This window comes from Mesorhizobium sp. M1252, assembly GCF_040318265.1.
In the GTDB taxonomy this organism is placed as follows: Bacteria; Pseudomonadota; Alphaproteobacteria; order Rhizobiales; family Rhizobiaceae; genus Mesorhizobium.
In genome coordinates, this window is sequence record NZ_JAMYLX010000024.1 from 21208 (window position 1) to 44914 (window position 23707).

At 60.7% G+C, this 23707-nt stretch carries 21 protein-coding genes and 4 pseudogenes; 20 read left to right on the forward strand and 5 right to left on the reverse strand.

Features of this window, described 5'->3' with window-relative positions; genetic code table 11:
• Window positions 1-319 precede the first annotated feature (319 nt).
• The 4 genes and pseudogenes from glmS to NKH22_RS29185 form a co-directional block, all read left to right on the forward strand.
• Window positions 320-2140, forward strand: a complete 1821-nt coding sequence (gene glmS / locus NKH22_RS29170) for a glutamine--fructose-6-phosphate transaminase (isomerizing) (protein WP_023808082.1) — start codon at window positions 320-322, stop codon at window positions 2138-2140.
• A 452-nt stretch (window positions 2141-2592) separates the two neighbouring features.
• Window positions 2593-2847 (forward strand): helix-turn-helix domain-containing protein, encoded by a 255-nt coding sequence (locus NKH22_RS29175; RefSeq protein ID WP_031197535.1) that lies wholly within the window; start codon window positions 2593-2595, stop codon window positions 2845-2847.
• 684 nt (window positions 2848-3531) lie between these two features.
• A pseudogene (locus tag NKH22_RS29180) lies at window positions 3532-4413 on the forward strand (IS1380 family transposase); the annotation flags it as partial.
• A gap of 168 nt (window positions 4414-4581) precedes the next feature.
• Window positions 4582-4746, forward strand: a pseudogene (locus NKH22_RS29185) (LysR family transcriptional regulator); the annotation flags it as partial.
• Here the strand turns inward: NKH22_RS29185 and NKH22_RS29190 are convergent.
• Both NKH22_RS29190 and NKH22_RS29195 read right to left on the reverse strand, forming a co-directional pair.
• Window positions 4733-5938, reverse strand: coding sequence for a beta-ketoacyl-[acyl-carrier-protein] synthase family protein (locus NKH22_RS29190; RefSeq protein WP_352912101.1), 1206 nt, complete (start codon window positions 5936-5938; stop codon window positions 4733-4735). The pseudogene NKH22_RS29185 and the gene NKH22_RS29190 sit on opposite strands and share 14 nt — an antisense overlap.
• Window positions 5939-6214: an acyl carrier protein gene (locus tag NKH22_RS29195; RefSeq protein ID WP_031206078.1), complete on the reverse strand. Its 276-nt coding sequence runs from the start codon at window positions 6212-6214 to the stop codon at window positions 5939-5941. It lies immediately after the preceding gene.
• A 575-nt stretch (window positions 6215-6789) separates the two neighbouring features.
• Here NKH22_RS29195 and NKH22_RS29200 point away from each other — a divergent pair.
• Together NKH22_RS29200 and NKH22_RS29205 are read left to right on the forward strand one after the other, a co-directional pair.
• Window positions 6790-6891 (forward strand): annotated as a pseudogene (locus tag NKH22_RS29200) (LysR family transcriptional regulator); the annotation flags it as partial.
• A 97-nt stretch (window positions 6892-6988) separates the two neighbouring features.
• Window positions 6989-8144 (forward strand): annotated as a pseudogene (locus tag NKH22_RS29205) (IS1380 family transposase).
• A 71-nt stretch (window positions 8145-8215) separates the two neighbouring features.
• On the opposite strand, the gene NKH22_RS29210 reads toward NKH22_RS29205, so the two are convergent.
• Both NKH22_RS29210 and NKH22_RS29215 read right to left on the reverse strand, forming a co-directional pair.
• Complete coding sequence (locus tag NKH22_RS29210; protein ID WP_023807036.1) at window positions 8216-8539, reverse strand: hypothetical protein; 324 nt, start codon at window positions 8537-8539, stop codon at window positions 8216-8218.
• 56 nt (window positions 8540-8595) lie between these two features.
• On the reverse strand, window positions 8596-8985 hold the full coding sequence (locus tag NKH22_RS29215; protein WP_023747260.1) for a hypothetical protein: 390 nt from the start codon (window positions 8983-8985) through the stop codon (window positions 8596-8598).
• 556 nt (window positions 8986-9541) lie between these two features.
• On the opposite strand from NKH22_RS29215, the gene queC reads away from it, so the two are divergent.
• Genes queC through queE form a run of 3 tightly spaced genes read left to right on the forward strand, consistent with a single transcriptional unit; the run spans window position 9542 to window position 11327 of the window.
• Complete coding sequence (gene queC, locus NKH22_RS29220; protein WP_023807035.1) at window positions 9542-10240, forward strand: 7-cyano-7-deazaguanine synthase QueC; 699 nt, start codon at window positions 9542-9544, stop codon at window positions 10238-10240.
• On the forward strand, window positions 10240-10596 hold the full coding sequence (queD, locus tag NKH22_RS29225) for a 6-carboxytetrahydropterin synthase QueD (protein ID WP_023673552.1): 357 nt from the start codon (window positions 10240-10242) through the stop codon (window positions 10594-10596). The genes queC and queD overlap by 1 nt, the downstream gene beginning before the upstream one ends.
• Window positions 10593-11327 carry a 7-carboxy-7-deazaguanine synthase QueE gene (gene queE / locus NKH22_RS29230; RefSeq protein WP_023713158.1) on the forward strand — a complete coding sequence of 245 codons (735 nt, stop codon included), beginning with the start codon at window positions 10593-10595 and terminating at the stop codon, window positions 11325-11327. Before queD ends, queE begins: the two co-directional genes overlap by 4 nt.
• 236 nt (window positions 11328-11563) lie before the next feature.
• Here queE and hemN read toward each other — a convergent pair whose 3' ends face one another.
• Window positions 11564-12913 (reverse strand): oxygen-independent coproporphyrinogen III oxidase, encoded by a 1350-nt coding sequence (gene hemN, locus NKH22_RS29235; protein WP_352912127.1) that lies wholly within the window; start codon window positions 12911-12913, stop codon window positions 11564-11566.
• Between the two features lie 152 nt (window positions 12914-13065).
• Between hemN and NKH22_RS29240 the strand changes: the two genes are divergently transcribed.
• From NKH22_RS29240 to ccoS (NKH22_RS29290), 11 genes are all read left to right on the forward strand, one after another.
• Window positions 13066-13812 carry a Crp/Fnr family transcriptional regulator gene (locus tag NKH22_RS29240; protein ID WP_352562152.1) on the forward strand — a complete coding sequence of 249 codons (747 nt, stop codon included), beginning with the start codon at window positions 13066-13068 and terminating at the stop codon, window positions 13810-13812.
• A gap of 487 nt (window positions 13813-14299) precedes the next feature.
• Window positions 14300-15910, forward strand: coding sequence for a cytochrome-c oxidase, cbb3-type subunit I (gene ccoN / locus NKH22_RS29245; protein ID WP_352912104.1), 1611 nt, complete (start codon window positions 14300-14302; stop codon window positions 15908-15910).
• Window positions 15911-15921: 11 nt separating this feature from the next.
• Window positions 15922-16653 (forward strand): cytochrome-c oxidase, cbb3-type subunit II, encoded by a 732-nt coding sequence (ccoO, locus tag NKH22_RS29250; protein ID WP_352912106.1) that lies wholly within the window; start codon window positions 15922-15924, stop codon window positions 16651-16653.
• A gap of 11 nt (window positions 16654-16664) precedes the next feature.
• Window positions 16665-16814, forward strand: a complete 150-nt coding sequence (locus tag NKH22_RS29255; protein WP_352912107.1) for a cbb3-type cytochrome c oxidase subunit 3 — start codon at window positions 16665-16667, stop codon at window positions 16812-16814.
• Window positions 16815-16816: 2 nt separating this feature from the next.
• Window positions 16817-17680 carry a cytochrome-c oxidase, cbb3-type subunit III gene (gene ccoP, locus NKH22_RS29260; RefSeq protein ID WP_352912109.1) on the forward strand — a complete coding sequence of 288 codons (864 nt, stop codon included), beginning with the start codon at window positions 16817-16819 and terminating at the stop codon, window positions 17678-17680.
• 128 nt (window positions 17681-17808) lie between these two features.
• Window positions 17809-19362 (forward strand): cytochrome c oxidase accessory protein CcoG, encoded by a 1554-nt coding sequence (ccoG, locus tag NKH22_RS29265; RefSeq protein ID WP_352912111.1) that lies wholly within the window; start codon window positions 17809-17811, stop codon window positions 19360-19362.
• Window positions 19359-19856 carry a FixH family protein gene (locus NKH22_RS29270; protein ID WP_023731970.1) on the forward strand — a complete coding sequence of 166 codons (498 nt, stop codon included), beginning with the start codon at window positions 19359-19361 and terminating at the stop codon, window positions 19854-19856. Before ccoG ends, NKH22_RS29270 begins: the two co-directional genes overlap by 4 nt.
• Window positions 19853-22141 carry a cation-translocating P-type ATPase gene (locus tag NKH22_RS29275; RefSeq protein WP_352912113.1) on the forward strand — a complete coding sequence of 763 codons (2289 nt, stop codon included), beginning with the start codon at window positions 19853-19855 and terminating at the stop codon, window positions 22139-22141. Before NKH22_RS29270 ends, NKH22_RS29275 begins: the two co-directional genes overlap by 4 nt.
• Window positions 22138-22308: a cbb3-type cytochrome oxidase assembly protein CcoS gene (gene ccoS, locus NKH22_RS29280; RefSeq protein WP_023816687.1), complete on the forward strand. Its 171-nt coding sequence runs from the start codon at window positions 22138-22140 to the stop codon at window positions 22306-22308. Before NKH22_RS29275 ends, ccoS (NKH22_RS29280) begins: the two co-directional genes overlap by 4 nt.
• 67 nt (window positions 22309-22375) lie before the next feature.
• Complete coding sequence (locus NKH22_RS29285) at window positions 22376-23143, forward strand: CBS domain-containing protein (RefSeq protein ID WP_352912115.1); 768 nt, start codon at window positions 22376-22378, stop codon at window positions 23141-23143.
• A 101-nt stretch (window positions 23144-23244) separates the two neighbouring features.
• Window positions 23245-23361 carry a cbb3-type cytochrome oxidase assembly protein CcoS gene (gene ccoS / locus NKH22_RS29290; protein WP_373420163.1) on the forward strand — a complete coding sequence of 39 codons (117 nt, stop codon included), beginning with the start codon at window positions 23245-23247 and terminating at the stop codon, window positions 23359-23361.
• The last annotated feature ends 346 nt before the right edge of the window (window positions 23362-23707 follow it).

Consider the following 23707-nt stretch of genomic DNA (forward strand, 5'->3'; position numbering starts at 1 on the left):
GCCGATGCCCAAGTCGGCGGCACAATGCTCCTACCCGCAGGCCCGTCGTCCGTCCACTGTCCAAGGCCTCCCGGCCTTTCTGAGGCCGTGATCCTGCCGCGGGTGTGAGTTTGCGATCCTCATAAGAGCGTCAGGCGCGAATAGAAGTTTGGGTCGTGGCCCCACAGCGGCCGACCTATCCATCGGGTGGATGGTAGTTATCACAACAATCAATTTTACCAATATTATGGATTACTACTACAAGGCCGCCACTTAAAGCGGCCGGACGGGTATCCGTCTCGCGTGGGCTGGTGCTGCCCGCAAAGATGCGGAGACGAACATGTGCGGGATTGTTGGCATCGTTGGGCAACAGCCGGTGTCGGATCGGTTGATCGGCGCGTTGAAGGGTTTGGAATATCGCGGCTATGATTCCGCCGGCGTTGCGACGATCATCGAGGGTGCCTTGCACCGCCGGCGCGCCGAGGGCAAGCTCGTCAATCTCGAGACGCGACTGAAGGAAGAGCCGCTGAGCGGCAACGTCGGCATCGGCCACACGCGTTGGGCAACCCACGGGGCCTCGACCGAACGCAATGCGCACCCGCACTTTAGCGACGGTGTCGCCGTAGTCCATAACGGCATCATCGAGAATTTCACCGAGCTGAAGGACGAATTGGCGGCGGATGGCGCCGAGTTCCAGACCGACACCGACACAGAGGTCGTTGGGCATCTCTTGGCAAGATACCGCCGAGAGGGCATGAGGCCGCAAGAGGCCACGCGTGCCATGCTGAAACGCGTCAAGGGCGCCTATGCGCTTGCCATCCTCTTCGAAGATGAACCGACGACCATCACGGCGGCGCGCAACGGACCACCGCTCGCGATCGGTCACGGCGACGGCGAGATGTTCCTGGGCTCCGACGCGATCGCCCTTGCTCCTTTCACCAATGAAATTACCTATCTCATCGACGGCGACTGGGCCGTCGTCGGCAATTCGGGCGCCCATATCTTCGATATCGACGGCCGTCCCGTCGAGCGTCCGCGCCATATCTCCACGGCCGCGGCCGATCTGGCCAACAAGGGCAACCATCGCCACTTCATGGAGAAGGAGATTTACGAGCAGCCCGAGGTCATCGCCCATGCTCTCCGTCATTACATTAACATCATAGACAGTCGCGACATGGTTCCTGGCATTGATTTCGCCAAGGTCCCGAGCTTGGCGATCTCTGCCTGCGGGACCGCCTATTTCGCCGGACTGATCGGAAAATACTGGTTCGAGCGCTATGCGCGCCTGACGGTTGAAATCGACGTTGCGTCCGAATTCCGTTACCGCGAGATCCCGTTGCCGCCGCAGTCGGCGGCTCTTTTCATCTCGCAGTCCGGCGAAACCGCCGATACGCTTGCGTCATTGAGGTACTGCAAGGAGCGTGGGCTGAAAATTGGCGCTATCGTCAATGCCTGCGAATCGACCATCGCTCGGGAGGCCGATACGGTTTTCCCGATCCTTGCCGGACCGGAGATCGGCGTCGCCTCTACCAAGGCTTTTACCTGCCAGCTTGCCGTTCTAGCAGCACTCGCCATCGGCGCGGCCAGAGCCCGCGGGACCGTCCCCGAAGACGAGCTGCAGGGGCTCGTCAGGAGCCTCGCCGAATTGCCGCGCGTGATGGGCCACGTACTCGAGAGCATCCAGCCGGAAATCGAGTTCTTGTCGCGCGAACTGTCAAAGTGTCGTGACGTCCTGTATCTCGGCCGTGGCACCAGTTTCCCGCTAGCGATGGAAGGTGCGCTGAAGCTCAAGGAGATTTCCTACATCCATGCCGAGGGCTATGCAGCGGGTGAATTGAAGCACGGGCCGATCGCATTGATAGACGAGAACATGCCAGTGATCGTCATCGCGCCCCATGACCGTCTTTTCGACAAGACCGTTTCCAACATGCAGGAAGTGGCTGCCCGTGGAGGGCGGATTATCCTCATCACCGATGAAAAAGGGGCAGCCGTATCGAAACTCGAAACCATGCACACGCTCGTGCTGCCGGTTGTCGACGAGATTATCGCGCCAATGATCTTCTCGCTCCCGATACAGCTTCTAGCCTACCACACGGCGCTCTTCATGGGGACGGATGTAGACCAGCCGCGCAATCTCGCAAAATCGGTCACGGTCGAATGATTGTGAACCTGTACAGGTGGCGATGCGCCTCCAGGAAAGCGGTACCCCTTGTCTGGATCCGAAGCCCGGATCAAACCAGATGACCATTGTTTGCTGCAATTGCGAAACTCGGTAGCGGTTACGAGCGGGTCTTTCGCTGCCTCGCCGGTGGAGATTGCCGAAGCTGGCAGTGTCCGTGCCGAAAGTTCGAGTTGCTGTTCAAGAAAGCCATCGGCGAGAATGGTCCACGAAGGATCGCAGGTCGCATGCGCTACGCCGACCAGGCTCTCAGCACGGGTAGCCTTGATACTTGATCAGAAGCAGGTGAGCCGCCATATTCCGGCCCGGCCAGTTCAGCGGCCCATCCCATGCATGAGGCCGGTTCGGCCGAATGGACGACCATTTTTTTTATTTGCTAGGTGTGCGCCGCGGGGAGGAATCTCCGAGGGAGCTCCCAGTTCTTGGAGATGTTTATGAAGGATTCGCGCATTCCCGAACCAGTCTTGACGGCTATGTCCCAGGGAACCCACATCGTCCGCGCTTATCGCGAGCACCTTGGATATTCGATCGACGACCTGGCGGTCGCGTGCGGGCTGGCCGCTGAGGAAATCCAAAACATCGAGCGAGGTCTGAGGTACAGCAAGGGCTATCGGGATCGGATAGCGAAATCGCTTTCCATACCTGTGGGAATTCTTGAGTCGGAGTTGGACATTTCGGACGCCGCCTGATCAGTCGGATGATCTGCAATGGGTGGACTAGCTGTTGTGATGTGAAGCTTGCGGCTGATGTCGACCCTTGATTCGATTGGATGCGAATGCCTTCTGGCGCAGCTCGCCGAACAACAAAGCGATATAGCCGCCCGGAGTGCTACGAAACGTGCACGACGGCATCGGCTCGCGACGAAGGATTGTAACGGCGAACTCTTCCTAGTTCGGCAAGGCGATGCTGGCTTGAGCATCAACTCGGCCTACGGGCTGAATCGTCCAACATGGCGAGTCGCGCCGCTCTGAAATTAACATGGCGGGCATCCTGACGTTTCCGGGTTGACTATGGGCGTTCGAACCACGAAAAGGGGCCGCTCTTCGTGAGTGGCGTGCGCCGGCAGTCTGACCCCCAAGCCCCCCGCCCAGGCTGCCGGCGCGCTTCTAGAAAGATCGAAGTAGGCACTCGCTTGCGCTCTGCCCGCTCACACCTTGTGGTTCCTCCTGCGGGTCCAGCGGACCACCATGGGTGTCGCCAGTTCTGGTGGTTACGCGCGTCCATTTGCGATCTCGTTCGGTGAGTGCACCGCAAGCACCCTCTCTGCTAGCCTGAAAAATTCATGGGGGTTGGTGGATGTGGCGCAAGCCTTGAAATGACGTAGGATTTGGTTGCTTAAGCCGATCCGAAATTTCCCGGAGACCACACCCACCATGAACGATGTTGCGCTGCCGCTGAGCGGTTTGTCATCAGTCGGCGGCAAGTCCGTCGTCGCCCGTTTCGACGGCGGCATGCTGTCGTCCAACAGCGGCGTTCTGGCCTTGGCCGAGGTGGAAAAGCGGTTGCGGGTGGCCGAGCGTCTGGCGCGTTGCATCGACGATCCGCGCTGCCCGGACCAGGTCGTCCACAGCCTGGCGGACATGATCGGCTTTCGCATGAAGATGATCGCCGCGGGCTACGAGGACGGCAACGACGCCAACCGGCTGCGCCGCGATCCGGTCTTCAAGATGGCCCAGGATGCGCTGCCGTCGGGTCGGGATCTGGCGTCGCAATCGACGCTGTGCCGGCTGGAGAACCTACCCGGCGTGCGGGAGTTGGTCGATGGGACGGGCGATGGTCGATCTCTATGCGCCTCGTTCCGGCAGGTGCCGAAGCGGATCGTACCCGACATTGACGACACCTTCGACGCTGTGCACGGAGGCCAACAGCTTCGCCTGTTCAATGCCCACCATGACGAGTACGGCTTCCAGCCGGTCGTCGTGTTCGATGGTGCGGGACGGTTCGTCAGCGCGATCCTGCGACCGGCCAAGCGGCCGAGTGGGGCTGAGATCCGCCCCCACCTGCGCCGTCTGGTGCGGGCGATCCGGATCAACTGGCCGAACATTCGAATCCTGCTCCGCGGCGATAGCCATTATTGCAACCCGCAGGTCATCGACTGGTGCCGCGCCAACGACGTCGACTTCATCTTTGGCCTCGCGCCCACCACGACCCTGCGCAAGCATGTCGCGGATCTGGATGCCAGCACGACGGCACGCTTGGAAGCGTCGGCCAAGACAGGCAAGGTCCGCAGGTTCAAGGAGCTCGTTGACGGCGCCCGCGGCGCGGCCGGGCCGGCAGCACTCAGGCGGCTATAACGGGCGCAGAGCCGACCCTGCGGCTTCCAGACATTATCGTGTACAGCTTCAGACCCTCAAGCCGAGCCCGCAGGGCCTCGCTTACCTTTTACGGGGCGGCGGTACGTCCAAGCCGCTTCAACAGTTAAGAATTTCGCAAAGACGATACCCCCGGATCGTCGAGCTTCCGCTGCCACTTCCCGCATTCGCCGAGGCGGTCAATGACCCGCCCTTCACAATAGTTATCTGGCAAGCATCTGGATGCGAGAGATAATGTTGCCGGAGGCATCTCTCATGGCCTCTACACCTGCCTGAACGCCAGAACCGCGTTCGTGCCGCCAAAGGCGAAGGAGTTGCTCAGTGCCACGCGCACCTTGCGCTCGCGTGCCACATTGGGCGTGACGTCGAGATCGCAATCGGGGTCCAGCTCACGATAATTGGCAGTCGGCGGCACGACGCTCTCGCGGATAGCCATCACGCAGGCGATCAACTCGAGCGCGCCGGACGCGCCGAGGCAATGCGCGTGCATGGACTTGGTAGAAGAAATGGACATTGAGAAGGCGTGCTGACCGAAGACGCGCTTGATCGCCGCCGTCTCGATCTGGTCGTTGGCCTTTGTGCCGGTGCCGTGCGCGTTGAGATAGTCGACATCCTCGGCGTCCAGCCTGGCATCGGCAAGGCAGGCCCGCATTGCTGCCTCCGGCCCCTCGACAGTCGGCGCGACGATGTCGGACGCATCGGCGGAAAGGCCGGCACCGGCAATTTCGGCAAGGATGGTGGCGCCCCGAGCCAGGGCATGCTCGTAGCTTTCCAGCACCGCCATGCCGGCGCCTTCACCAAGCGATAGGCCCTGGCGATCGGCCGAGAATGGCCGGCAAGCATCGGGCGAAAGCACGCGGATCGCTTCCCATGCCTTCAGCACACCCCATACGAGCGGCGCTTCGCTGCCGCCGGCAAGCATCACGTCGGCCCGGCCGTGCCTGATCTGGTCCACCGCGCAGGCAATCGCATGGTTTGCCGAGGAACAGGCGGACGTGACGCCGAAGACCGGCCCGCGCAGGCCGAGACTCATGCTGACCTGGCCGGCAGCGGCACCCGGCATCGCCTTGGGTACAGTCAAGAGAGCGGCACGCTTACCGCCCAGCAGGATGGCGCGGTAGGTTTGCTCGATCGCATCCCACCCGCAGCCGCCAACGCCCACCGTCGCACCGAAGCGATAGCTATTTCCCTCTTTGGAGGAAAGTCCGGCCTGACGCATGGCTTCGCGCGCCGCAAGAACAGCGAGCAGGCTGAAGCGGTCCATGGAGATGAGTTGCTTGCGGTCGATGTCATGCTCCGGCAGCGCTTTGATCTCGGCACCAATCCTGACCCTCACTTCATGGAGCTCGGAGTTGACGATTGGGCCGATGGCGGAGCGGCCTTCTCGCATCTCTGTCCAAATGGCGGCGGTGTTGGTCCCAAGCCCGCAAATCCCGCCAATCCCAGTAATCACGACGCGCCTGTCCATTCACACCCCCGTAGCGAGCAAGCTGCGCACGGCTTCCACCATGTCCCCAACATTCTGGAGATCCGACCATGCCTCGGCCGTATTCATCTCGATCTCGATGCCGTAGGCCTGCTCCAGGTCCCAGAGAACGTCCGCCAATCCCAGTGAATCGATACCGAGCGAAGTCAGTCTCGTGGCAGCCGTTATCTCGCCGCCTGTGGCAGGCGCTATGCCGCCCTCCGACGCGGCGCGCTTCTTGATCATGGCGATTATTTCGTTGGCGAGTTGATCTGCCATCTTGTTCCTTTCCAGCTTGCGTTTTCGGCGTCGTTCAAAACCCGAATCGCGTCGCGTTGCCAAAATTGCCCCTCATGGAGCCCTGTGCGCCGACCAAGCCCAATGCCCATAGGAACCGGACGAGTTCCGGCTTCTGCGGCGTCAGCCCGATGACGAAGAAAAGTCGCCGGCCTCCCGCTTTTGCGCCAGCACATCAAGAATCTGCGTGTAAATGGATAGGAACCGTCGTCAAGCGTCAGCTAAACGCTGCGACGGTGGGTGCTGTCAGCGTATTCACTCGGCACCTCATATGTAATCGAGATGTTTCATAGCTCCGGACCAGTTGCGATCAACTATTGTACCGGTCCGCCATTCGTCGGAGAGTTCGACATGATCGGAGCGCTGCCTCTCATTTCCAGTACAATCTCCACCGCACGCGACAGATTTCCTCTTTCGGGCTCTTCTCAAGGGACTCGCCACGCGATAGGGGCAGTGATCGGCGCACTTGAGATCCTGCCAGGTCCATGCGACATTCCGGAAAATTGGTAAAATCCTTTGTTTCAATCAAATTCATCCACGCTATGGATAGCTAAGACATGCGTTTCAAAGGGCTCGATCTGAATCTTCTCGTCGTTCTCGACGCGCTGCTTAGCGAGCGCAGCCTCACGGCGGCGGCACGCCGCATCAACCTAGCCAAATTCATGGGGGTTGGTGGATGTGGCGCAAGCCCGTTGAAATGACGTAGGATTTGGTTGCTTAAGCCGATCCGAACCATTTCCCGAGACCACACCCACCATGAACGATCTTGCGCTGCCGCTGAGCGGTTTGTCATCAGTCGGCGGCAAGTCCGTCGTCGCCCGTTTCGACGGCGGCATGCTGTCGTCCAACAGCGGCGTTCTGGCCTTGGCCGAGGTGGAAAAGCGGTTGCGGATGGCCGAGCGTCTGGCGCGTTGCATCGACGATCCGCGCTGCCCGGACCAGGTCGTCCACAGCCTGGCGGACATGATCGGCTTTCGCATGAAGATGATCGCCGCCGGCTACGAGGACGGCAACGACGCCAACCGGCTGCGCCGCGCTCTCGACACCTTCGACGCTGTGCACGGAGGCCAACAGCTTCGCCTGTTCAATGCCCACCATGACGAGTACGGCTTCCAGCCGATCGTCGTGTTCGATGGTGCGGGACGGTTCGTCAGCGCGATCCTGCGACCGGCCAAGCGGCCGAGTGGGGCTGAGATCCGCCCCCACCTGCGCCGTCTGGTGCGGGCGATCCGGATCAACTGGCCGAACATTCGTATCCTGCTCCGCGGCGATAGCCATTATTGCAACCCGCAGGTCATCGACTGGTGCCGCCCCAACGACGTCGACTTCATCTTTGGCCTCGCGCCCACCACGACCCTGCGCAAGCATGTCGCGGATCTGGATGCCAGCACGACGGCGCGCTTCGAAGCGTCGGCCAAGACAGGCAAGGTCCGCAGGTTCAAGGAGTTCGTTGACGGCGCCGCTAGTTGGAGCCGCGTCGAGCGCATCATCGCGCGGGTCGAGGTCGGCGCCCACGGTGGCGATATCCGCTTCGTCGTCACCAACCTTGCCGGTGGGAAGGCCAAGGCGCTCTACGAGGATGTCTACTGCCGGCGCGGCGCGGCCGAGAACCACATCGTGGAAGACGCATCTTGCCGCCGACCGCACATCCTGCACCAGAGCGACGGCCAACCAGTTCCGGCTATTCCTGCATGCCGGTGCTTACTGGTTGATGTGGGGCTTGCGGGCCGCGATGCCGAGGCGCTCGAGCTTTGCCGTCGCCCAATTCGACACGCTGCGATTGCGCCTCATCAAAATCGCTGCGCGGGTGGTCGAGATGAAATCGCAAATCCGCCTGCACCTGCCGACATCGTGCCCCGACCAGCGCATCCTGCGCATCGTCCTCGATCGCATCCCCCAACTCGCGACATAACGATGGGCGCAGGCGCCCGAAACGAACCCGCCGACCGCAACCTGTAAACCCCCGCCTGCCATCACGACGGATCATCGCCGGCACCCGACGAGGCTTGTCAAAATGCACAGGGCGGCCAGATCGCCGATGCAGGCCGCCGAAAGCTCATCGCCGTGCATCAAGGCGGCTAGATGGCAACGAGGCTTATGCCGCCCGTGCATCGCAGCTCCATATGCATGAGGGGTCGTCGCTTCAAAATACTTGATACATTTGCGCTTGCGTAGCTCCTTGCATGCGCGCGATGCCAGGAGGAGACCTCTGTCTAAACGCTCGCATCGATGCAACGCCGTTGACACCATCATCGCGGCGACCGCTTTGCCACGGCCGCCGCAGCCCTTTTCGAGCATCACGATCATGCCGGCGCCATCGCAGTGATGCACATGCAAATTCAGAGATGCACTCTGGCCATATGCTAGGTGCCCAGCATATGTCCGGCATCCCGCAACGCCGCTACGAAAAGACGGGCATTGCCGTTGGCATCCATCTTGGCCTGCATCGACAGGGGCATCCTGTGCCAGCTCTCCAAGGCCGCAATGTAATGTGAGAACATACCGTTAACGATGCAATAGTGGGTAACTAGGCCGTGTCCGTCTAACGCCAGCACGCCGAATTGGCCGCCGTGATATCGGATGGCTGCGACCCGCTGGACCTGCGCGTCACCGTCGATCCGAACGTCGAAAAGCAGGCTGCCGCGGCTCCTGGTGGCTATCTCGGCGGCTTTTTCAGCGAAGCTCAACGAGAGCGAGCGGACGCTTTCGACTGCCATCTGTAAAACCATCAAGTTCAGTTCATCCACTGCCATGAGGTACCTGTGCGCAAGACATGGGTGATTGCAATCGACCACACCGCTTGTTCACAGATGTCGGCTCACGACCGGTTATTCAGGGTTCGCCGGTCATCCATTGAGGGCGTGCTCATCAAAATGCTCCTGAAGTGGAATGCGCTGCTTCTACGAAACGCAAGGAGCAGGCCAGCCAAGCTGTCGCGACAATTGACCTCATAATCCATCCCGATATCTGGATTTCGGCATCGCTGAACATCCCTGATTAGTGAGCTGTTTGCGGCAAGCCCATCTCGGCTTTGTACCCCGAAACCGTTGCACCGGCGTCGCTCGGCGCTCGGGACCGCCAGGCTCTGCTCGTCGAGAACTTTGTCCCCGAGAAGCGTTCGACTCTGAGCATTCCGCTCAAGGGTGACGTCTCGTCCGTGTCCTTGCAGCTCACCGCGAAGGCTTTTTGCGCATCGCACGCAAGCGCACGAATTGGTCTCCGTTCACTTCACAAAATGGTTTTCCTGAAGTACTTGAGCGCAGAGAAATCTCCGGTCGCAGCCTACCCGGTTAAAACAAGGACCCAACGATGAAGACTCTCGTCGTCTGCTCCGGCGGATTGGATTCCGTTACTCTTGCCCACAAGGTGGCAGCGGAGCACCAGCTTACCGGCCTGCTATCGTTCGATTACGGCCAACGGCATAGGAAGGAATTGGGCTTCGCCACCCTTTGCGCGGAGCGCCTGAGTGTCCCGCAGCGAATCATCGATATCCACGAGATCGGCGGCGGCCTTTCCGGCTCCGCGCTGACCGACAATGTGGACGTGCCCGACGGGCACTATGCCGAAGACACGATGAAGATAACCGTGGTGCCCAACCGGAACGCCATCATGTTGGCCATTGCCTTCGGCCTCGCCGCAGCGCAAGACGCTGACGCAGTGGCGACGGCCGTGCATGGTGGGGATCACGTTGTCTATCCCGATTGCCGTCCGGCCTTCATCGACGCTTTCCAGATGATGCAGGACCACGCGCTCGACGGCTACGCGCAGATTCGCCTTTATGCACCCTATGTGAACCTGGCGAAGGCGGACATTGTTACGGATGGAGCCACATACGGCACGCCGTTTGCGCAGACCTGGTCCTGTTACAAGGGCGCCGAACGTCATTGCGGGAGGTGCGGGACCTGCGTCGAGCGGCGTGAGGCGTTTCACATCGCTGGGCACCCGGACCCAACGGAGTATGAGGACTCCGACTTCTGGCTCGGAGCGCTGCGAAGGACCACCGCGTAATGTTCCGCATCACCAAGGAATTCCACTTCTCAGCCTCGCATCAGCTCACCTCATTGCCACCCGATCACCAATGCGCGCGCCTGCACGGACATAACTACATCGTCGAAGTGGAGCTTTCAGCGGATGGACTGGACGATCACGGCTTCGTGCGCGACTACCACGACTTGGCGCCATTCAAACGCTACATCGACGAGAGCTTCGACCACCGGCATCTCAACGACGTGCTGGGACACGAGCAAGTCACGGCGGAATATCTGGCCAGACATTTCTACGACTGGTGCAAGGCACGCCTGAGCGAAACCGCGGCCGTGCGGGTGAGCGAAACGCCGAAAACCTGGGCGGAATACCGGCCATGACGAATACTCATCCCGCAATCCGCGTTAGCGAGATTTTCGGGCCGACGATCCAGGGCGAGGGCGTGCTCATAGGTTTGCCGACGATCTTCGTCAGAACCGGCGGGTGTGACTATCGCTGTTCCTGGTGCGACAGCCTCCATGCTGTGGACAATCAATTCCGCCATGAATGGGAGATGATGTCCGTTGGCGCGGTGTGGAAAAATGTGCTTGCCCTTTCCGGTGGCCGCCCGCTGATGGTGTCGCTATCAGGCGGCAATCCGGCCATCCAGCCGCTCGGCGCGCTCATCGACCGGGGCCATGGTGACGGTTACCGTTTTGCGCTGGAAACCCAAGGGTCGCTTGCCAGGGACTGGTTTGCGCAGCTTGACGTGCTGATCCTCAGCCCAAAGCCGCCGTCAAGCCAAATGACGACAGATTGGGCCGCTGTCGAGGCGTGCCTCCAGGCGGCACAAGGCAAGCCCCAAGTCGTGCTCAAGCTCATTGTTTTCGACGAAAGGGACTACACCTACGCGAAAGACGCCGCTGCGCAATTTCCGCAACTTCCGATCTATCTGCAGCCTGGCAATCACACGCCGCCACACCCCACAAATGATGACGCGCCTGTCGACCTTGACGGAATATTGAAGCGCATGGAGTGGCTGGTTGACAGCGTGACCCGCGACCGATGGTTCGAGGCCCGCGTGCTACCGCAGCTGCACGTTGTGCTCTGGGGTAACAAGAGAGCCGTCTAGCCCAGGCCCTTTCCACTGGAACTGCGCCGGCAGAATTCGGGTGAACGGGTGGTTCAGGTCGAAGGGAGCTGTCGCCGACAACCATGATCCGACAGGCAGGGCTCGAGCGGACGATATCGTCGCTGCGCCAAGACGCGTCTGGTCCGCTCCGAATCTTGTCTCGATAGACGGTTGCCGATCAACAAACGTACCGCGGTCCATGATCGACTGAGAGGCATGACCGTTCCTCTGAGTGCTCAGACTGCCGCCGAGTGCCTGGCCGTTCCAGCTTCGAAATATTTGTCGAACCTGGCCGCGATGCTTCGGACGAAAGGGCGACTTTCAGCCGGCACAACGAATCTGTCGCCATCAAGTTCAAGCAATCGAACCGGATCGTGGAGGGCCATGGAACTTGACTGAAGGAGGAGCCTCTGGCCGGCCTCGCCGAAGCGTTCCACCAGATCGATGGCCGAGAAGGCGAAGTCGCACATCAAACGTTCGATGATCCAGCCGCGAACGCGGTCGTCGTTGGAAAATGCGATACCCCGAACAGCGGCCAGCCCGCCGTCATCAACCGTGCATCGATATTCGCTGGTCGAAGGCATGTTCTGCGCATAGCCCTGCCGAAACTGGCTGATGGACGATGGGCCTAACCCAATCAAGGTTTCGCAGCAATCGTCGGTGTAACCCTGAAAGTTGCGGTGCAGTGTTCCGGCGCGGGCGGCAAGGGCCAGGGCATCGCCGGGTTTGGCGAAATGGTCGAGGCCGATTGCTTCGTACCCCTGGTCCACGATCGCCCGCGCCGCCAGTTGCGATTGAGCAAATCTCTCCGCGGGACCGGGCAGCCATGCCTCGTCTATCATCGTCTGATGTTTCTTGAACCACGGCACATGGGCGTAGCCAAAAAGCGCTATCCTGTCCGGCTCCAGGGTCAGTGCCTGCGCGAACGTTGAGGAAACGCTCGCCCTGGTCTGGTGCGGCAGGCCGTAGAGCAGGTCTAGATTGACGGATTCGACGCCGCGCGAACGAACACCGTGAACTACCGCTTTGGTCTGCAAAAAGCTCTGCTCGCGGTTGATTGCCTTCTGAACCTTCGGATCGAAGTCCTGGACGCCGAGGCTCGCACGAGTCATGCCGATTTCGGCAAGCGCATCGAGGCGGGCTTCATCCATATCGTTGGGTTCGATTTCAACGCTGATCGTGGCGCCGGGAAGAAAGCCGAAGCTGTTGCGCAGGGCGGTTCCCAGCGCCACCATATCTTCGGGTTTGAGCATGGTCGGCGAACCGCCACCGAAATGGACGGCACGGACGCGACCCTTGCCTGCGACAAGACTGGCGACGGTGGCGATCTCGGCATGCAGTGAGCGCAGATATGTGGTCACCGGTTCGTAATGGCGTGTCTGCTTGGTATGGCAGGCACAGAACCAGCAAAGCTTGTCGCAGTAAGGGATGTGCAGATAGAGCGAGATCTCGTCACCACCGCCGAGCGCTTGCAGCCAGCCACGACAAACGGCAGCATCAACGCCTGGATGGAAATGGGGCGCGGTCGGGTAGCTCGTATAGCGCGGGACGTTCTCGCCAAATCTGGCAACTAGCTTTTGTCGCATGTCGTGGTCCACCGTGTTTGCGTCGCCCGAACTGTGGATGCTTGGATGAGCCTAAGCCCTGATTTCGATCAACCTTCAGCACGGACAAACTGCCGCAAGGATTTTTCTACCGTGGATGCTATCCTGCCCGCACGGACCGGTAGAGCGATCGAATGACATTACGGCAGGATATTCACAGTTCAGGCATCCCCGTTCTTTGCCTGTCTTGCGAGGCACGGCGCCGCGGTGTCTGTGGCGCGCTAGAGCCAGACCATTTGGCTTACCTCGCCAAGACGTCGTCGCGGCACAATATCGAGCCGGGGGTCGAACTGATCGGCGACGCCGAGGCGGTCGACTGTTATTCGAACGTGCTTTCAGGCGTGGTGAAGCTCACGAAGAGCCTGTCAGATGGACGCCAACAGATTGTCGGCCTGCAGTTCGCCCCGGATTTTCTGGGTCGGCCCTTCAAGATGAAAAGTGCGATCAATGCCGAAGCGGCAACAGCTGTCTCGCTATGCTCGTTTCCCAGAGCGGCCATCGAACGGATGATGAAGCAGTCACCCGAATTTGTGCATCGCCTGCTCAAGCAGGCGCTGAACGAACTTGACGAGGCACGCGAATGGATGGTGACTCTGGGGCGCAAGACCGCACCAGAGAAGGTGGCGAGCTTTCTCCTCATGATTGCCCGGAACATCGACTCCAATGTTGACCCGACGGCTAGCTCGACGTGCTTCGAGCTGCCGATGACGCGTGCCGACATTTCTGATTTCCTTGGAATCACAAACGAGACCGTGAGCCGTCAGCTGACCAGCCTGAGAATGGACGGCGTGATTCGGATCGAGAACAACCGCCGCGTCACCGTGGACAGCATGAGCCGGCTGGAACGGCGCTGCGGCGGCCGAGGCGCTACAGCCGTTTGAATGACGCAGAAGCTGCATGGCCCCGTCACTTACTTCATTCGGGGCAGGGCATGCTCGCGTTGGGCTCAGAAGAAGTCGCGTAGCGACAGCCCGTTCTCCATCCGATCGTATGCGCCAGTTGCGTTTCGGCTCGTCGGCGAAGCATCCACACTTGGCCGAAGTCAATTCGCCTCATCCGCAGGGGAAAATCGCCGTCTCCCCAAGCCATGAATGTCACGACGGCAGCGTAACGCTGGCGCTGGCTGGTCCAAGGCATTGAACGATCGGCGTTCGGTAAGGCATCGACCTGCTTTCCAGCGTCGCAGAAGGTGCGTTCCCCCACACGCCCGCGGTCGCCTCCGCACCCCGGGGCCCGACCGGGGACGGTTGTGTGCGTCAAGTTCTGCAAAATGGTGCGGCTCTGACATGGATCAGGGCGAGCAGGCGACGGCTGCGCAATAAGGCACCGCGGTTTGGCATCCGCCGGAATTGGAAATCGGGGCTTGCGATGAAATTCGGCAAAGAAATCGTGCTTCTAAGCCTGTTCGCATTCGCGGCTTTGGTGGCGGCTGGCGCTGGGGTGGATGAACCCTTTCGCCAGCATATGTGGGTCTTGTTCTTCGCCTTGGCTGGCTTCACTGCGATCCTACTGCGTAACACTGAGTTCAAGCCTGCCGCTCCGATCGACCCGTCCGCCTACATGGATGGTCCAATCCGCTATGGCGCCATCGCCACCATGTTCTGGGGTGTCATCGGCATGCTTGTCGGCGTGGTCATCGCGCTGCAGCTTGCCTATCCCGATCTCAACATACAGCCCTGGTTCAACTTCGGCCGCTTGCGGCCTCTGCACACCTCGGGCGTCGTCTTCGCCTTCGGCGGCAACGCGTTGCTTTGCACGTCTCTCTATGTCGTCCAACGCACATGCCGCGCTCGGCTGTTCGGTGGCGATCTCGCCTGGTTTGTGTTCTGGGGCTACCAGCTCTTCATTGTCATGGCCGCGACCGGTTATCTGCTCGGCATCACCGAGAGCCGCGAATATGCGGAACCCGAATGGTATGTCGACATCTGGCTGACCATCGTCTGGGTCGCCTACCTGATCCTTTTCCTGGGCACGATCTTGAAGCGCAAGGAACCGCACATCTACGTCGCCAACTGGTTCTATCTCTCCTTCATCGTAACCATCGCGATGCTGCATGTGATCAACAACCTCTCGATGCCGGCCTCCTTCCTCGGATCCAAGAGCTATTCTGCATTTTCCGGCGTCCAGGACGCCCTGACGCAGTGGTGGTACGGCCACAATGCCGTCGGGTTCTTCCTGACCGCCGGCTTCCTGGGCATGATGTATTATTTCGTGCCCAAGCAGGCCAACCGGCCGGTCTATTCCTACCGCCTGTCGATCGTCCATTTCTGGGCAATCATCTTCCTCTACATCTGGGCCGGGCCCCATCACCTGCACTACACCGCTTTGCCTGACTGGGCGCAGACACTCGGCATGGTGTTCTCGATCATGCTGTGGATGCCGTCATGGGGCGGCATGATCAATGGCCTGATGACGCTGTCGGGCGCCTGGGACAAGCTGCGCACTGACCCGATCATCCGCATGATGGTGATGGCCATCGCCTTCTACGGCATGTCGACCTTCGAGGGCCCGGTGATGTCAATCAAGACGGTCAATTCTCTGTCGCACTATACCGACTGGACCATCGGGCACGTCCATTCGGGCGCACTCGGCTGGGTTGGCATGATCTCGTTTGGCGCAATCTACTTCATGGTGCCGAAGCTGTGGAACCGTGAACGGCTCTACTCGCTGCGCCTCGTGACCTGGCACTTCTGGCTGGCGACGCTTGGCATCGTTGTCTACGCCGCGGTGATGTGGGTGTCCGGCATCATGCAGGGCCTGATGTGGCGCGAATACGACGAGCAGGGCTTCCTGGTCTACTCCTTCGCCGAAACCGTGGCCGCGATGCATCCTTATTACATCATGCGCGCCATCGGTGGGGCCATGTACCTCTCCGGCGCCCTGATCATGGCCTGGAACATCGCCATGACCATCCTCGGCTACCGGCGCGAGCAGGATCCGATGCCGCGCTCCACCCCCGCCCTCCAGCTTGCGCGATGATGAGACAGAAAATGAGGTTGATGAACAGACACGCGGTTATCGAGAAGAACGCTACACTTCTCCTCCTCGGGTCGCTGCTGGTCGTGACAATCGGCGGCATCGTCGAGATCGCGCCGCTCTTCTATCTCGATAATACGATCGAGAAGGTGGAAGGCATGCGCCCCTACTCGCCGCTCGAACTTGCCGGGCGAAACATCTATGTCCGCGAGGGCTGCTACCTCTGCCACAGCCAGATGATCAGGCCGTTCCGTGACGAGGTCGAGCGCTACGGCCACTACAGCCTGGCGGCCGAGTCGATATACGACCACCCCTTCCAGTGGGGATCGAAGCGCACCGGACCGGATCTCGCCCGCGTTGGCGACCGGTATTCCAACCTGTGGCACGTGGATCACCTGACAGATCCACGGTCCGTGGTGCCGGAATCGATCATGCCGAGCTATGCCTTCCTGAAGGACAAGCCGATCGCGGTGAAGGACTTCTCGACGCATCTGGTCGCCAACAGGCGCGTCGGCGTCCCTTACTCCGACGACATGATCGCTAACGCCAATGCCGATTTGATGGCGCAGGCTGATCCCAACGCCGACACATCCGGCCTCCAGGCCCGCTACCCCAAGGCCAAGATCGGCGACTTCGACGGCAACCCGCAACAGGTCACCGAAATGGACGCGCTGGTTTCTTATCTCCAGATGCTGGGCACGCTGGTCGATTTCAAGAACTACGATGAGACCGCCGGCTACCGCTGAGGACAATGGCCATGACGTACAATTTCATGCGGGAGTTTGCCGACAGCTGGGGCCTACTTGCCATGGCTCTTTTCTTCATCGGATCCGTTGCCTTTGCACTTCGTCCCGGAAGCCGCAGGCAAGCCGCCGAAGCAGCTCAAATTCCTCTGAAGGAGGACTGATCATGAGCAGCGATCACATCGACGAGGTTTCCGGCATCTCAACCACCGGTCATGAGTGGGACGGCATCCGGGAGCTCAACAACCCGCTTCCGCGCTGGTGGATCTGGACGTTCTACATCACCATAGTCTGGGCGATCGGCTACACCATCGCCTATCCGGCATGGCCTCTGCTGCACACGGCAACCAAGGGGGTGCTCGGCTACTCCAGCCGCAACGATGTCGGGAACGAGTTGTCCGCGGCTGAAGCGGCCAAGGGCAAATATGTCGCCGCGATAGAAGCGAAAAGTGTTTCGGAGATCGCGGCGGACGACACGCTGCGCGAATTCGCCGTCGCCGCCGGCGGTGCCGCGTTCAAGCTCAATTGCGTGCAGTGCCATGGTTCCGGCGCCCAGGGCTCCAAGGGCTTCCCCAACCTTAACGACGACGACTGGCTGTGGGGCGGCAAGGCGGACCAGATTCAGAAGACGATCACCCATGGCATTCGCTTTGCCTCCGATCCGGATACGCGCCTGTCGGAAATGCCCGCTTTTGCCGACATCATCACCGCCGACCAGATCAAACAGGTCAGCGCCTACGTCGCCAGTCTGTCGGGGGCCGTCGTCAATCAAGCATTGGTCGCGCCGGGCGCAAAGGTCTTTGCCGAAAACTGCGTGGCCTGTCATGGCGACAATGCAAAAGGCAACAAGGAACTCGGCGCTCCAGATCTGACCGACGCCATCTGGCTCTACGGGTCAGGCGAAGCGGCCATCGCCGCCCAGGTAACCGCACCGAAACACGGCGTGATGCCGGCTTGGGGCGCGCGCCTCGGCGAGATCAAGGTCAAGGAACTGGCGGTCTACATCCATTCGCTTGGCGGCGGAGAATAGGAAAGAAGCCTATTCTCGTCCTCCCCCTCCCGCCAAGCGACGAGGCCCGGCGCAAGCCGGGCCTCGGCATCATCCAGAACCGATGAGTCGGCTTCCGGCGAAATCGTCGCTGATGACTGGAGCTTCTCGTGCTCGATAACACGCAAATAGAACGGATCGAACCCACGACGGTCAACTCCGCCCACCAGCCAATGTATGCCGCGCGCAGGAAGATCTTCCCGAAGCGGGCCTCTGGCAGCTTTCGCCGATTCAAATGGATCGTGATGGCGATCACGCTCGGCATCTACTATCTCACGCCGTGGCTGCGCTGGGACCGCGGTCCGTTTGCCCCCGACCAGGCGGTGCTGCTCGATGTCGCCAACCGGCGCTTCTATTTCTTCTTCATCGAGATATGGCCCCAGGAATTCTACTATGTCGCCGGCCTTCTGGTCATGGCCGGCGTCGGTCTTTTCCTGATCACGTCAACCGTCGGCCGTGCATGGTGTGGCTACACATGCCCACAGACCGTATGGGTCGATCTGTTCCTGGTCGTCGAGCGCGCGATCGAGGGCGACCGCAACGCACGCATCAAGCTCGATGCCGGTCCTTGGACCACTCGTAAGCTTGTGCTGCGGGCATCGAAACACGTCATCTGGCTGGTCATAGGCGCAGCGACTGGTGGCGCATGGATCTTCTATTTCGCCGATGCGCCGACGCTGCTCGGCGAACTCTTCACCGGCACGGCAGCGCCTGTCGCCTACATCACCGTCGCGGTTCTGACGGCGACGACCTACACGTTTGGCGGGCTGATGCGCGAACAGGTCTGCACCTATATGTGCCCATGGCCGCGCATCCAGGCAGCCATGCTCGACGAGAGCTCGCTCACCGTCACCTACAATGACTGGCGCGGCGAACCGCGCACGCGTCACGTCAAGAAGGTTCTTGCCGCAGGGCATCCCGTCGGCGATTGCGTCGACTGCAATGCCTGTGTCGCCGTCTGTCCGATGGGGATCGACATACGCGACGGTCAGCAACTTGAATGCATCACCTGCGCGCTCTGCATCGATGCCTGTGACGGCGTCATGGATAAGCTCGGCAAAGCGCGAGGACTGATCTCCTACGCGACGCTCTCCGACTACAACGCCAACATGATCCTGGCCACCGCCGGCGGCGCCAGTTCGGTCGATCCATCACTGGTCAGGACGGATGACGGCCTGTTTTCGGACAGGGTGGCGCTTTTCCATATCCGCAAGATCTTTCGGCCACGAACCTATGTCTACATGGCCATGTGGTCGCTCATCGGGCTGGGCCTGCTCTTTTCGCTGCTGACGCGCGACCGGCTCGAGATCAATGTCCTGCACGACCGCAACCCGCAATTCGTGACGCTCTCGGACGGCTCGATCCGCAATGGCTATACCGTCAAGCTCTTGAACATGATCCCCGAACCGAGAACGATTATCGTCACCCTCGGGGGTTTGCCAGGCGCGGAGATGAGCATCGTTGGCGTCGACCTCCCCGCCGATCGCTCCTTCGCGGTCCAGGTCGAACCCGACCGGCTGAAGATGTTGAAGGTTTTCGTGCGCCTACCCGCCGATCAGATTCATGGCCAGGCGCAGACCTTCACATTCCGCGTCGAAGACAAGGTCAGCTTCGAGTCCAACGAATACACCGCCACCTTCAACGCGCCGGAGATCGCCAGATGAACGCCACCACGCGAAAACCCCGCGAATTCACCGGCAGGCACATGTTGGCCATCATCCTCGCCTTTTTCGGCGTGGTCATCGCGGTCAATCTGACGATGGCGACGCTTGCCAACACAAGCTGGACCGGTCTTGTCGTCGAAAACACCTATGTGGCGAGCCAGCAATTCAACAGAAAGGCCGAGGAAGGGCGCGCGCAGGCAGCCCTCGGCTGGACCGGAAAGCTGACCGTCGCATGGGGTGAAGTCCGGTATGGCCTCACCGACGCCGCCGGCAAACCGGTTCCCCTGCATGGCGTGAAGGCGCTGTTTCGCCATCCCGCTTACGAGAAAGAGGATGAGTCCGTCACGCTCGCCCCCGCCTCGGGCCAGGAATTTGCAGCGCAGCACATGCCAAGGGACGGTGTGTGGATTGTCGAAATCGACGCCGAAGCCGGCCTGGCCAGACCTTATCGCGATGTACGCAGGATCATGATCTCCCATGGAGCGCTGCAATGAGCTGTTGTGCACCCGGTGCTGAAATGGCGTTGGATCTGGCCAGTCCCACTTCAGTCCTGCCGTCAAGCCAGGAAGTCAGGCTGGCGAGCCGATCGCTTGGCGATGATCTTCATCAGACCGACCTTTCGGTCCCGACGGTTCACTGCGGTGCCTGCATCCAGAGCATCGAGGCTGCGTTGGGGAAACTCGCTCACGTCGAGGCCGCTCGCGTCAACCTTTCAACGAAGCGGGTCTCGGTCCGGTGGCGCGGCGACATTGTCCCACCGTTCGTAGCCGTGCTGGGGCGGCTCGGCTACCAGGCGCATCTGTTCGAAGCCGAGATCGACGCAAAGGACAAGACGCTTTCGGAGCTTATCCGCGCCGTCGCTGTTGCCGGGTTTGCGGCAGGCAACATCATGCTGCTCTCGGTTTCGGTCTGGTCCGGCGCTGAGGGCGCGACCCGCGACCTGTTCCACTGGGTCTCGGCGTTGATCGCGATTCCTGCGCTGGCCTTCGCCGGCGGGATCTTCTTCAAGTCGGCGTGGAATGCGCTGCGCCACGGCCGCATGAACATGGACGTGCCGATCGCCGTCGGCGTGTCGCTGGCCTACGCCATGAGCCTCTATGAGACGATCACCCATGGCGACCACGCCTATTTCGACGCGTCGGTATCGCTGCTGTTCTTCCTGTTGATCGGCCGCACGCTCGATCACGTGATGCGCGAACGCGCGCGGACCGCGGTAAAGAACCTGTCACAGTTGGCTGCGCGTGGCGCCATGGTGCTGCGCGGCGATGGCGCACGGGACTATTTGCCGGTTGGCGAAATCGAACCGGGGATGCAACTGCTCATTGCAGCCGGCGAGAGAATCCCCGTCGACAGCACGATCGTTCATGGAGCGTCGGATCTTGACTGCTCACTGGTCACTGGCGAGAGCACGCCGCGAAACGTCGCGCCAGGGGAGATTGTGCAGGCCGGTGTCCTCAACCTCACCGGTCCGCTGACGATTGAGGCGACAGCGGCCGCCAAGGATTCGTTCCTGGCGGAAACGGTTCGGTTGATAGAGGCCGCCGAAGGTGGTCGCGCCCGGTATCGCCGTATCGCCGACCGCGTGTCGGCACTCTACGCGCCCGTGGTTCATCTCACCGCCTTGGCAGCCTTCCTGGGCTGGATGGCGGTGACTGGCGACTGGCACCGGGCGATGACGATCGCAATCGCTGTTCTCATCATCACATGCCCGTGCGCGCTTGGCCTCGCCGTTCCAATCGTTCAGGTGGTGGCCGCGCGGCGCCTGTTCGAAAACGGCATCATGGTCAAGGACGGCTCGGCCATGGAGCGCCTGGCGACGATCGATACAGCCGTGTTCGACAAGACCGGGACGCTCACGCTTGGGAAGCCACGGCTCGTCAACGCAGCTTCGATTGATCCCGCCATGCTGGCAATCGCTGCCAGCTTGGCCGCGCATTCGCGTCATCCATATTCAAAGGCCATTGCCAGCTTTTCCGTCAGCAGCAGCCAGCACAAATTCGACGCGGTGACCGAGCACCCGGGTTTCGGGATCGAAGCCACAGCCGCCGGTAGCACCTGGCGGCTGGGTAGACGCGGATGGGCTGGCTGGAAGGCTCGAACCGGCGGCGAAGGCAAACATGGCTACGGCGGAACAGTCCTGACGAAAAACGGCATGATTGTCGCATCCTTCGTTTTCGAGGATGCGCTGCGCCTCGACACCAGGGCAGCGATCGATCAACTGCGCAACGCTGGTATGTGCGTGGAGATGCTGTCGGGCGACACCGCGAAAGCCTGCGCAGAGGTTGCGGGCGCGCTTGGTGTCGATGACTTCGTTCCCTGCCTGCTCCCGTCCGGCAAGGTTGAGCGCATCGAGAGCCTGGCGAGAGACGGGCACAACGTTCTGATGGTTGGCGACGGGCTCAACGATACGCCGGCGCTGAGCGCTGCGCATGTCTCGATCGCACCCGCCACGGCCGCCGACATTGGCCGCAATGCAGCCGACTTCGTTTTTTTGCGCGAAAGCCTCTTGGCCATCCCGCTGGCGTTGGACGTGTCGCGCAAGGCGGGACGTCTGATCCGACTGAACATAACAATTGCTATCGTTTACAATGCTGTTGCCGTGCCGATCGCCATTCTAGGCCACGTTACGCCTCTTATCGCGGCGGTCGCGATGTCAGCCTCGTCATTGCTCGTGATTGGAAATGCCATGCGTCTGCAAGGCCTCGCAACGGGTGCGTCGTCCGCAATTGCGCGGCGAGACAGGCGCGCGCGGGCCGGCACCTTGACCGAATCCTCATGACGACGCTCGTCTACCTTATCCCGGTAGCGCTATTCCTTGGTGCACTCGGCCTGTCCGGCTTCCTGTGGGCGTTGAGAAGCGGCCAGTACGAGGATCTCGATGGCGCGGCGGAGCGCATTCTCATCGACAGCGACGACGACGCGGAGAATCCTCCTCGTTCCAAGTGACTCAGATCAACGCGCCGCGGGGTCGGGATGTCCTATCGTCGTCCGACGAAAGATCAGGAGGGTGAGGATGCAAGCCGAATCCATAATGACAAAGCCAGTCATCACGACGCATGCGAACGCGACGATCGAGCAAGCGGTCGAGCTCATGCTTTCAAACAAGGTCAGCTGCCTGCCGGTAGCAGACAGCGACGGCACCCTGATTGGCATTGTAAGCAAAAGCGACTTCTTGCGCCGAGAGGAACTTGGGACCCAGCGTGTGCGTCCGCGCTGGCTGGAGTTTGATCTTGGCCCGGGCACAGTCGCCGAAGACTATGCGCGCTCGAACGGACGGATCATCCATCAGGTGATGACCACACCCGTCATCTCGGCGCCTCCTGGCGCCTCGATTGCAGATATTGTCGACTTGATGATGCAACATCGCATCAACAATGTTCCGATTGTCGATCGGGAAAGGGTCGTCGGCATCATCACGCGAACCGATTTGCTGCTTGTCCTGATCCGCGCCATGCCGAAACAGGGCACCACGCCACCCGATGACGACCTGATCCGCAACGCGATACTTGCCGAACTGCAGTCACAAACCTGGAGCGGTGGTGACTTGATCGATGTGAGGGTCAGCGACGGCCTTGTCGAACTGAAGGGGGCGATTGTCGACGAGCGTCAGCGGAAGGCAGCGATCGTTGCGGCTGAGAAGGTTGCCGGCGTCGGGCAAGTCAAGGACGGCCTCCTCCTCAGTACGGACCCGTTCGGTGACGGTTTCGAAGCTGCGAAAAAAGCGGGGACGCCAAGCAGAGTCCCTTTGGTTCTGCTCCCTTCCCACATCGTTTGGACATGAGGCCGTCGGCGAGTTGCTTCGGCGGATAGCGCCCGTCATGGTTGGCGAGCACGCTGTCGGCAGCGAAGACGCCCGTCCTGAGGGAATGCGATGGCCGCTCCCTGTTTTGGTGGGGCTTGGACCGGGGCTTCCTGTGGATCTTGAAGAGCGGCCAATACGAAGATCTCGACGGCTCCGCCCAGCGGATCCTTATCGATCGGGAAGAGCCGCGAGGCTGAACGGGTTGGCGGCGTCAACGACTGTGCGGATGCTGGTCGTCATCGACCGAATCTTTAGCTGGCGATCGCCCGCGTTGTGACGATATCGGCGCGCGTGCGAAGAACGGATCAGCCACAATACGTTGCCGAACCTTTGGCCAGGAGGGGCACGCGATTGGGAAGCCGACCATTCAGAATGCCTAGACATCCAACGTTTTCGCGGCAATCGACCACTCGACCGTGAACCCGCCGTTGCCGGGTTATCGAGCCTGGTTGATCCAGATCAGCGTTATCTCTTCGTCGGCGTGGTTTCATTGACCAGGCTTCCAACGGAGAACGCATGTCTATCGACGCTGGGGAAATGTGC